The following is a 2,357-nucleotide window of genomic DNA, read 5'->3' on the forward strand; positions in this document are numbered from 1 at the left end:
CCGGGTCGGGGGGTTTTGGAGGGGATATATCCAAACTTTGAAATGCTATTAATAAAGGGGGGGGCCACTATGGTCACCAGCCCTTTTCGGCCGTTGATTCAAAGACGTGGACGGCCAGAGACACGGACCGTCACAGGTGCCGTCAGAGGTACAGACCTGTGGAGTCCTCCGAGCCCTCGAACCGGTCCGCCGCCACGGCGTGCAGATCACGCTCGCGCATGAGCACGTACGCGACACCGCGCACCTCGACCTCGGCCCGGTCCTCCGGGTCGTACAGAACCCGGTCGCCCGGCTCCACGGTCCGCACGTTCTGCCCGACCGCGACCACCTCGGCCCAGGCCAGCCGTCGCCCGACGGCCGCCGTGGCGGGGATCAGGATGCCGCCGCCCGACCGCCGCTCACCCTCACTGGTGTCCTGCCGCACGAGCACGCGGTCGTGCAGCATGCGAATGGGCAGCTTGTCGTGATGGGTGCTGTGGTCATTTCTCTTGGCGCTCACGCCTTCGAACCTACCTGCCTTTTGTGCGTCCGTACGCGACCGGGTCAGTTCTTGCGGCGCCGGGAGCCCAGCGCGAGCAGCCCGACGACCCCGACGGCGAGGAGCGCGACCGGCACGATGCGCTCGGCCCGGGGCGCGCCCTCCTCGTCCACGAACTGGGCCCGCACATCGCTCACCAGCCGGTTGACCTTCACGTAGGCCCGTCCGAGGGTGTGGTCGACGTTGGCGACGACCTTCGCCTTGGCGTCACCGACGATGGTCTTCGGATGCACCCGCACCCCGATCTCGTCCAGCGTCTCGGCCAGCACCTCGCGACGGCGCTTGATGTCCGCCTCGATCTGCGCCGGGGTTCTCGTGTCCGACGTCTCCGCCACCGTACGGCCTCCGAAGTCTCCTGATGCTGTTCCGGACAGTCTGTCAGCTTCACGCGCCGCCGCACTGTCAGGACCCCCCGTTACTCTGGACCGATGAGCGAGCGACTCCAGCCCGGGGACGTGGCCCCCGACTTCACCCTGCCCGACGCCGACGGCAACGAGGTGTCCCTGGCCGACCACAAGGGCCGCAAGGTCATCGTCTACTTCTACCCCGCCGCCCTCACTCCAGGCTGCACCAAGCAGGCCTGCGACTTCACGGACAACCTCGACGTCCTGGCCGGCGCGGGCTACGACGTGATCGGCATCTCCCCCGACAAGCCGGAGAAGCTGGCGAAGTTCCGCGAGAAGGAGTCCTTGAAGGTCACCCTGCTCGCCGACCCCGACAAGAAGGTCCTGGAGTCGTACGGCGCCTTCGGCGAGAAGAAGCTGTACGGCAAGACGGTCGTCGGTGTCATCCGCTCCACGGTCGTCGTCGACGAGGAGGGCAAGGTCGAACGGGCCCTCTACAACGTGAAGGCGACGGGCCACGTGGCGAAGATCATCAAGGATCTGGGCGTCTGAGCGCGCTGCCCGGCCGATAGCATGGCCGGGCAGCACCAGGCGGCCGTGGTGGAATTGGCAGTCACGCTGGGTTTAGGTCCCAGTGGGGTAACTCCCGTGAGGGTTCGAGTCCCTCCGGCCGCACCACCTACTGACCGAGCAACTCCCGCACCACGGGCACCAGGGCACGGAACGCCTTTCCCCGGTGGCTGATCGCGTTCTTCTCCTCGGGGGTCAGCTCGGCGCAGGTCCGCGACTCCCCCTCCGGCTGGAGGATCGGGTCGTAGCCGAAGCCGTTCGTGCCGACCGCTGCGTGGCGCAGAACCCCCCGCAGCTGTCCCTCGACGACCCGCTCCGTGCCGTCGGGCAGGGCGAGGGCCGCCGCGCAGGCGAAGTGGGCGCCGCGGTGCTCGTCGGCGATGTCCGCGAGTTGGGCGAGGAGCAGGTCCAGGTTGGCCTTGTCGTCACCGTGCCGGCCCGCCCCGCGGGCCGAGAAGATGCCGGGGGCGCCGCCGAGGACGTCCACGCAGAGACCGGAGTCGTCGGCGACCGCGGGCAGGCCCGTGGCGCGGGCGAGGGCATGGGCCTTGAGGAGGGCGTTCTCGGCGAAGGTGACGCCCGTCTCCCTGACGTCGGGGACGTCGGGACAGGCGTCCGCGCCGACGAGTTCATGGGGCAGGCCCGCGTCGGCGAGGATCGAGTGGAGTTCGGCGAGCTTTCCGGCGTTGCGGGTGGCGAGGATCAAGCGGGTCATGGGGGCCAGTATCCCCTGGGCCCGGAGCCGGACTTACGGGGTGCAGACCTTGGTCAGTTCGCCGGCCGCGTCGGTGACGGGGCCGATGTCGGGGGTCCGGTCGCCGTTCTTGATCGCCGTACGGACGTTGTCCAACTCCATAGCGTGGGCGTGCAAGGCCTTGTTTTGATCTGGGTTTTGGGGGTTGTGG

General features: G+C 68.5%; 4 protein-coding genes and 1 tRNA gene. 2 read left to right on the top strand and 3 right to left on the bottom strand.

All coding sequences use genetic code 11. The features are described 5' to 3' along the window. Window positions 1-142: 142 nt before the first annotated feature. Together ACFW2E_RS39905 and ACFW2E_RS39910 are read right to left on the bottom strand one after the other, a co-directional pair. Complete coding sequence (locus tag ACFW2E_RS39905; RefSeq protein ID WP_384474915.1) at window positions 143-499, bottom strand: GroES family chaperonin; 357 nt, start codon at window positions 497-499, stop codon at window positions 143-145. A 44-nt stretch (window positions 500-543) separates the two neighbouring features. Beyond that, window positions 544-873, bottom strand: coding sequence for a DUF3618 domain-containing protein (locus ACFW2E_RS39910; RefSeq protein WP_384474918.1), 330 nt, complete (start codon window positions 871-873; stop codon window positions 544-546). A 93-nt stretch (window positions 874-966) separates the two neighbouring features. Here ACFW2E_RS39910 and bcp point away from each other — a divergent pair, with 93 nt between their 5' ends. Together bcp and ACFW2E_RS39920 are read left to right on the top strand one after the other, a co-directional pair. Beyond that, on the top strand, window positions 967-1,434 hold the full coding sequence (gene bcp / locus ACFW2E_RS39915) for a thioredoxin-dependent thiol peroxidase (protein WP_384474921.1): 468 nt from the start codon (window positions 967-969) through the stop codon (window positions 1,432-1,434). 39 nt (window positions 1,435-1,473) lie between these two features. Continuing rightward, window positions 1,474-1,560 (top strand) — tRNA-Leu (locus ACFW2E_RS39920). A gap of 1 nt (window position 1,561) precedes the next feature. Here the strand turns inward: ACFW2E_RS39920 and rdgB are convergent. Continuing rightward, window positions 1,562-2,167, bottom strand: coding sequence for an RdgB/HAM1 family non-canonical purine NTP pyrophosphatase (gene rdgB, locus ACFW2E_RS39925; RefSeq protein WP_384474923.1), 606 nt, complete (start codon window positions 2,165-2,167; stop codon window positions 1,562-1,564). Window positions 2,168-2,357 lie beyond the last annotated feature (190 nt).

This window comes from Streptomyces sp. NPDC058964, from assembly GCF_042741275.1.
Lineage (GTDB): Bacteria > Actinomycetota > Actinomycetes > Streptomycetales > Streptomycetaceae > Streptomyces.